At 51.6% G+C, this 7,765-nt stretch carries 7 protein-coding genes; 6 read left to right on the forward strand and 1 reads right to left on the reverse strand.

The window, feature by feature from the left end:
- The 6 genes from AB7U36_RS14270 to AB7U36_RS14295 all read left to right on the forward strand — a co-directional run.
- Positions 1-778 (forward strand): phosphatidate cytidylyltransferase (locus tag AB7U36_RS14270; RefSeq protein WP_428160408.1); only part of this gene is annotated, 778 nt, incomplete at its 5' end.
- On the forward strand, positions 775-1,935 hold the full coding sequence (locus tag AB7U36_RS14275; protein WP_428160409.1) for a 1-deoxy-D-xylulose-5-phosphate reductoisomerase: 1,161 nt from the start codon (positions 775-777) through the stop codon (positions 1,933-1,935). The genes AB7U36_RS14270 and AB7U36_RS14275, both read left to right, overlap by 4 nt.
- Before the next feature lie 21 nt (positions 1,936-1,956).
- The gene (rseP, locus tag AB7U36_RS14280) at positions 1,957-3,039 is read left to right on the forward strand and encodes an RIP metalloprotease RseP (protein WP_428160410.1); all 1,083 of its coding nucleotides are present in this window, start codon (positions 1,957-1,959) and stop codon (positions 3,037-3,039) included.
- Positions 3,036-6,038 carry an AIR synthase-related protein gene (locus AB7U36_RS14285; RefSeq protein WP_428160411.1) on the forward strand — a complete coding sequence of 1,001 codons (3,003 nt, stop codon included), beginning with the start codon at positions 3,036-3,038 and terminating at the stop codon, positions 6,036-6,038. Before rseP ends, AB7U36_RS14285 begins: the two co-directional genes overlap by 4 nt.
- The gene (locus AB7U36_RS14290) at positions 6,035-6,856 is read left to right on the forward strand and encodes a phosphoribosylformylglycinamidine synthase subunit PurQ (protein WP_428160412.1); all 822 of its coding nucleotides are present in this window, start codon (positions 6,035-6,037) and stop codon (positions 6,854-6,856) included. Before AB7U36_RS14285 ends, AB7U36_RS14290 begins: the two co-directional genes overlap by 4 nt.
- A 2-nt stretch (positions 6,857-6,858) precedes the next feature.
- Complete coding sequence (locus tag AB7U36_RS14295) at positions 6,859-7,545, forward strand: endonuclease III domain-containing protein (protein WP_428160413.1); 687 nt, start codon at positions 6,859-6,861, stop codon at positions 7,543-7,545.
- On the opposite strand, the gene AB7U36_RS14300 is transcribed toward AB7U36_RS14295, so the two are convergent.
- On the reverse strand, positions 7,524-7,691 hold the full coding sequence (locus AB7U36_RS14300) for a type II toxin-antitoxin system RelE family toxin (protein WP_428160414.1): 168 nt from the start codon (positions 7,689-7,691) through the stop codon (positions 7,524-7,526). The genes AB7U36_RS14295 and AB7U36_RS14300 overlap by 22 nt on opposite strands.
- Between the last annotated feature and the right edge of the window lie 74 nt (positions 7,692-7,765).

The raw sequence follows: 7,765 nt of genomic DNA on the forward strand, positions 1-7,765 counted from the left end.
TACACCTTTTCTGCTCTGGGTTATTATTAAAGGGTCCATACTGTTATTTGCCGCACTGGTATCCGGGGTTTCTGTTTTTGCGACATTTGAGTATCTTGATATCATCTGTGCCAATGATACCAGCCCCATTACCCAGACAACCCGGATTATCTCCTATGCTGCCTGTATGGTGCTGGTCATGGGTGCATGTCTTGGGTCCTGGCAGATTCTGTTTTTTATTCTTGCCCTGGATCTGATGACCCTTTGTGTGTTTGTACTGGTACGGTTCTCTACCTTGCCCCATATTTTTGATCTTGTGGCCCGGCAGGTGCTTGGCGTTGTTTACATCCCCTTATCTTTGGCCCTTCTGGTTTTTATCCGAAACGCAGAGGGCGGGGCTTTGTGGGTGATTTGGCTGCTCATCGTCTGTTTTGCCAATGATACCGGAGCCCTTTATGTGGGGACGTTTAAGGGAAAAAATAAACTTGCGCCGAACATCAGTCCCAATAAAACCATTGAAGGGGCTGTGGGGGGGCTGGTGATTTCGGTGACGTCCGGGCTTGTTTTTAATCTTATTTTTTTCCAGGATGTGTCCCTTGCCCTGATCGGTATCCCCTGCGCGTTGTGTGTTGCCGTTGCAGGTCAGGTGGGCGACCTTTTTGAGTCTGCCATGAAGCGGGTTGGCCACATCAAGGATTCGGGAAAAATTTTGCCGGGTCACGGCGGCATGCTGGACCGCATTGACGGGTTGCTTCTGGCCATCCCGGTATTTTATTTTTTTTCAGTGTTTGTCCTGTGAAATCGTTCACCATACTGGGATCCACAGGTTCCATCGGCACATCTGCCCTTAAAGTGGTGGGTATGCACCCGGACAAGTTCAGCGTCAAATGTCTGACCTGTGCCACCCATATTGATCTTCTGGAAGTGCAGATAAAACAGTTTAAGCCGGCCATGGTGGCCGTGCTGGATGAACAGTATGCTGACCGTCTGGCCAAACGGCTTTCAGGCTCCTTTTGCCCCGAAATCCTGTGGGGTGAATCCGGTTTTATTGCCGCAGCCCAATGGGCAGATACGGATATGGTGCTTGCCGCCATGGTGGGTGCCGCAGGTCTTGCCCCGGCACTTGCCGCCATTGATGCCGGCAAACAGCTTGCCCTGGCCAACAAGGAAACCCTGGTCATGGCTGGAGACATTGTCATGGCCCGGGCCCGGGCAAAAGGGGTGGACATCCTGCCTGTGGATTCCGAGCACTGCGCTATTTTTCAATGCCTGCAGGGCAACCAGAAACGCGATCTTAAAAAAATTTTCCTCACGGCCTCGGGCGGGCCTTTCAGAAATCTGCCCTATAACCGGTTTAAGAACATTACGCCGGCCCAGGCCCTGGACCATCCCACCTGGAGCATGGGTGCTAAGATATCCATTGATTCCGCCACCCTGATGAACAAGGCCCTGGAGGTCATTGAAGCAGTCCGGCTTTTTGATATCAGCATTGATCAGATCCAGGTGTTAATTCATCCCCAGAGCATTGTCCATTCCATGGTGGGGTTCAAAGACGGTGGTGTTATGGCACAATTGGGAGAACCGGACATGATGCACGCCATTGCCTATGCCTTTTCCTATCCGGACCGCATGGATCTGAACTTAAATTTTCCCGATTTTGCTGCCATGGACGGATTAACCTTTGACGCCCCTGACACAAAACGCTTTCCATCCCTTGAGTTTGCCTATGATGCCTGCCGCAGGGGCGGGACCCTGCCTGCGGTTATGAATGCCGCCAACGAAGCTGCCGTGGATGCTTTCCTCAGAAAACGTATCGGCTTTCCAGATATTTTCACCCTGGTCCGTGAGGTCATGGGTGCCCATACCTGCATTGACAATCCTGAGCTTTCAGGTATTATTGAGGCCGATTGCTGGGCCAGGGAAAAGGCACAATCCCTGATCCAAAGTTTTGCCTAACAAATTTTAGGAAAAATCGATATGAGTCACTCTTTTCTTGCATTTATCATTGTTATTGGCGTACTGGTTTTTGTCCATGAACTAGGGCATTTTCTCGTCGCCCAGGCCTGCGGCGTGGGGGTTGAGGTGTTTTCCCTGGGGTTTGGGCCAAAAATTTTGAAAATAAAACGGGGCATGACCGAGTATTGTATCTCAGCCATTCCTCTGGGCGGATACGTTAAAATGACCGGAGAGGAGCCTGGTGATGCCCAGGCACTTGATGAAAAAGACCTTCATCTCTCCTTTACCCATAAAAGCGTGGGGCAGCGGGCATTGATTGCGGCGGCTGGCCCGGCATTTAATTTTTTTCTGGCCATCGTGATTTTTTACCTTTTATATCAAACCTATGGCATGTACATGGGGCTTCCCCAGGTGGGCCAGGTGGTGGACGATTCCGCGGCCATGGCTGCGGGCATTAAAAAGGGGGATGTGATAAAGGAAATTGACAGTGTGCCTGTTCAGTCTTTTGAAGACATTTCCCGGATTGTTTCAAAAAGTGAGGGAAAGCCTCTGGCCATTCTTCTGGAACGGGAAGGTGAAGTCCGTTCCTTTACGATTACACCCCGGACCCGGGAAGAGAAGAACCTGTTCGGGGAAACCGTGAACCGGTATGTGATTGGTATTATCGGCACCGGCGAAACCTTTCATCATCCCTTAAACCCCGGGCAAGCCGCGGTCCGTGCTGTATCCGATACCTACGGGATGGTGAAACTGACGCTTTTGTCCGTGGTGAAAATGTTCACCGGGGCCGTGTCTGCCGATAATCTGGGCGGTCCCATCATGATTGCCAAGATGGCCGGGGACCAGGCCCGGGCCGGATTTGAAAATTTTGTATGGTTTATTGCGCTCATCTCTGTAAACCTTGGGATCATTAATCTGTTTCCCATCCCGGTTTTAGACGGGGGGCATCTTTTGTTTTTAAGCATTGAAGCGGTTAAAGGCAGCCCTGTGAGTGCCCGGGTGCGCGGGAAGATGGTTCAGTTCGGGGCAGCTGTGCTGATGACGTTAATGGTTTTTGTTTTTTATAATGACATAGTCAGATTATTCAACGGTGGATTACAATGATTTCCAACATCGAAATCACGTTAAAACAGGATTTAAGGGATGCCGAAGGCCAGTCCCTGATGAAAAAGGCCCATGCCTATTTCGGCATTAAAATGGATGATGCCCGGTGCATCAATATCGTGACCGTGGAGTCTGACCTGGGTCAGGACCAACTGGAAACCATACGCCGGGAGGTGTTTACCAATCCTGTTATTCAGGAATCCAGTCTTGGGCCCCTGAATATTGACTTTCATTTCTGCATCTGGGTGGGATTCCGCCCGGGGGTGCGGGACAATGCCGGGGCCACGGCTGTGGAAGCGGTCAGGGATCTTCTTAAAAAAGATTTTTTGCCTGGCGAGAATATTTACACATCTAAACGCTACTGCCTGACCGGCGCTGAACTGACCTGGGAAGATGCTGAAAAGATCGCCGATCAGATTCTGTCCAATGGTATCATCCAGCAGTACAAAGTGTTTGGTAAAGACCAATGGGACAAAAAGATCGGGGCAGATGTAAAACCTGCCAAGGTTATTTTAAATCATACCCCCGGCTTTGATTTCATGGACATTGATAGCGATGAGATCCTTGCACGGATTTCCCATGAGCGCAGTCTGTCACTGAATCCCAGGGATATTCCTGTGATCCGGGGGTATTTTCTAGATAAAAAAGTTCTGGCGGAGCGGGCCCAGATGGGGTTGTCAAAGCCCACGGATGTGGAGCTTGAATATATATCCCAGTCCCGGTCCGACCATTGCTGTCACAACACCTTTAACGGTATTTTCAGGTATACGGACACAGAAACCGGTGAAACCACGACGGAAAATTCTTTGTTTAAGACCTATATCAAAGCACCCACCCTGGCCCTGAAAGAGACCAAGGACTGGGTGGTTTCCGTGTTATGGGACAATGCCGGTGTGGGGGCGTTTGATGATGAGAACAATTATGTCATCACCGGAGAAACCCATAACTCTCCTTCCAACATGGAAGCCTACGGCGGTGCCATCACAGGAATTGTGGGGGTCTACCGTGATCCCATGGGCACGGGTTTAGGTTCCAAACTGTTCATGGGCAGTTTTGGATTCTGCGTGGGGGATATCAATTATAACGGCCCGTTAAAGCCCCCCCTTCACCCCCGTCGTCTGCTTGACGGAATTATTGAAGGTGTCAAGGACGGGGGGAATAAAAGCGGGGTGCCGACTACTTTTGGCCAGACCCTGTTTGATCCGGGGTATATGGGAAAATCCCTGGTTTTTGTAACGGCGTTGGGGATTATGCCCAAAACCGTGAATGGTAAGCCGAGCCATGAAAAAACCACCTCACCGGGCGAGCTGATCATCATGAGCGGCGGCCGTGTGGGAAAGGACGGGATCCACGGGGTAACCGCCTCTTCCAAAAGCTATTCCGAAAACACCCCGGCAGGCCATGTCCAGATCGGCGATCCCTATACCCAGAAAAAAATGCATGATTTTCTGCTCATATGCCGGGATGAAGGGCTGATCACCTTTATTACGGACAATGGCGGTGGTGGATTGTCCTCTTCAGTGGGCGAATCCGCCATGATTTCCAATGGATGTGAGGTCTGGCTGGACAAGGTGCCCCTGAAATACGAGGGCCTGGACATGTGGGAAATCTGGATTTCCGAATCCCAGGAGCGCATGACCATTGCCCTCAAGCCCGAAAACCTGGACCGGTTTATGGCGTTGTCTGATCTTCACGAGGTGGAATCCACGGTCATCGGCACATATACGGGTTCAGGCAAACTGCATATCAAATACAAGGATAAGACCTGCGCCTTTGTGGATATGGATCTTCTGGACAAAGGGTTCCCGGCCTGGGAATTTGAGGCGGTGTGGGCCCCGCCCGGGGTACGCGGTCTGACAGAACCCGTGATCTCCACACCCACAAATTTTAACGGCCTGCTTGAACAGATGCTGGCCAGGCCCAATATCTGTTCCAAGGAGTGGATCATCCGCCAGTACGACCACGAGGTCCAGGGCGGCTCCGTGATCAAGCCCCTGGTGGGCGTCAACCGCAACATCCCTACGGATGCTTCGGTGACCCGGCCCGTGCTCACCAGCGAACGCGGGCTTGCCTTTTCCCAGAGTATTCTGCCCTGGTACTCAAAAATTGATGCGTACCATATGATGGCCTGTACCATTGATGAGGCAGTACGCCGTCTCATTGCCGTGGGCGGGTCGCTGGACCATATCGGCGGGGTGGACAATTTTTGCTGGCCGGATATCGGATATGATGCCCTGTCCAATCCGGACGGGAAATTCAAGGCAGCCCAGCTTGTCCGGGCCTGCCGGGCCTTGAAAGATGCCTGCATGGCCTATGGGATTCCCTTGCTCTCGGGCAAGGACTCCATGTATGTGGACGGCCATCTGGAAGGGGCGTTTGGTGAGCGGATCAAAGTATCAGCCCTGGAGACGGTCCAGTTCTCAGCCGTATCCCTGGTTTCCGATGTCAGCCGGTGCGTGACCCTGGAACCCAAGACCGCAGGCGATTCTTTATATGTGCTGGGCTGCACCGGGGATGAGCTGGGGGCATCGGAGTATTACGAGATCTTCGGCAAAACCGGTCTCAATGTGCCCCGGGTTGACTTTTCAAAGTTTAAAACTTTGTACAAGGCCCTGGAAAAAGCCATTGACAAAGAACTGGTTGCCTCCTGCCATGCCGTGGGCCGCGGCGGTTTAGGCATTCACTTTTGCCTTGCGGCAATGGCCGGCGGACTTGGCCTTGATATTGATATCTCAGGGCTCCCCCTGACAGACAATCTGCCGCTTTCCAGTGAAAAAGCCTTATTTTCCGAGTCTGCAGGGCGGTTTATCGTCTCTGTGGGCCCGGATGAAAAACAAACCTTTGAAAAATTGTGCAAGGGACTGCCCTGTGCATGTCTTGGCAGGGTAACCGACAGCCATGACCGGCTCAAAATTTCAGCAGACGGTAACCCTGTGGCAGATCTGGCGATTGCAGCCCTTGGTTCAGCATTCAACAAAACCTTTGGAGATAGAATATGAGCGGCGCAAGCGCTGTAAAAGCGCTGATACTGACGGGATTTGGCCTGAACTGTGATTATGAAACCGCCTTTGCCTTTGAAAAGGCCGGTGCTGGTGCTCACCGGGTGCATATTAATTCCCTGATCAGAGGCGATGTCCGGTTGGCGGATTTCCAGATTCTTGCATTCGGCGGCGGGTTTTCCTGGGGGGACGACCATGGGGCAGGGGTGATCCAGGCCCTGAAGATGAAGAACAATATCGGCAAAGATTTGCTGGACTTCGTGGATGGCGGCAAACTGGTCATCGGGATCTGCAACGGATTTCAGGCCCTTGTGAATTTAGGCCTTTTGCCCGGCCTGGACCAGGATTATACCTGCAGGTCCGTGGCCATCACCTATAATGACTGCGGCAATTTCAGGGACCAGTGGGTGAGGCTTGTGCCCGATACAGACAGCCCCTGTGTGTTTACAAAGGGATTGGGCGTATCTGACTATCCGGTACGCCATGGTGAAGGAAAGGTTGTTGCGGACCCTGACGTCCTTGCAAGCCTTATTGCCAACCACCAGGTGGTGTTCCGGTATGCGGATGCCAATGGTGCGCCTGCAAAGGGTGCCTTTCCGGCCAATCCCAATGGGGCCTTGGGTGATATCGCGGGTATCTGTGATCTCACCGGACGAATATTCGGCCTGATGCCCCATCCCGAAGGCTACAATCATTTTGCCAACCACCCGGACTGGCCCAGGAAGAAAGCTTGTGCAAAGCGCCAGGGAAAATCCCTTGAAGAGACAATAACCACGGGTATCAAGCTGTTTGAAAATGGTGTGAACTATATGGCATGACCATGACCATTGATATTGCATTTTTTATTGGGACCTTAAGACAAGAGGTTGAGACCTATCAGGTGCCGGTGGTGGACCTGATTGCTGTCCAGAGCCGGTCTGCTTTTAAAGTGCTTGTGGCCACCATCCTGTCCGCAAGAACCAAGGATGAAGTCACAGCGGTTGCCGCACAGCGCCTGCTGGAAAAGGCTCCGGACCCTGAATCATTGAGAATGCTTTCCGTTTCCCATATCCAGGACCTGATTTTTCCCGTGGGGTTTTACAAATCCAAAGCGCAATATTTATCAAAACTGCCCGATGCCCTGGATGCCTTTGGAGGAAAGGTTCCTGATGAGATTGAGGCGCTGGTGACGCTTCCGGGGGTAGGGCGTAAAACCGCCAACCTGGTCAGGGCGGTGGCCTTTGACAAGGACGCCATCTGCGTGGACACCCATGTACACCGGATCATGAATATCTGGGGGTATGTGAAAACCAAAACCCCCCTTGATACGGAAAAAGCATTAAGAAAAAAGCTGCCAAAAAAATTCTGGAAAGAGGTGAACCGGATTCTGGTTGCCTTTGGCCAGGGCACCTGCCGCCCGCTTGGCCCCCATTGTTACCGTTGTGTACTTGAAGAACACTGTCCTAAAAAAGGGGTGAAACCGGCAAAACCGCCACGTTTTTACTGTTACCCTGATGCTGCTCTGTAAATTTCTTTGTCTCTTCGGGGACACACTGCAAGGACATAAACAATGACTTTTTGTTCGACGATCCTGTAGACAACCCTGTAATCACCGATTCGTAGGTTCTGTTGACATTTATCAGACCGCCCATAATTTATCCTCCTCAATATCATCTATCTGGAGGGATAACCTATGGGAAACGCAAATTTTTCGGATGCTGTTTGGTACAAAATTTTGGTATTTCTTA

Source organism: Desulfobacter sp., assembly GCF_050177295.1.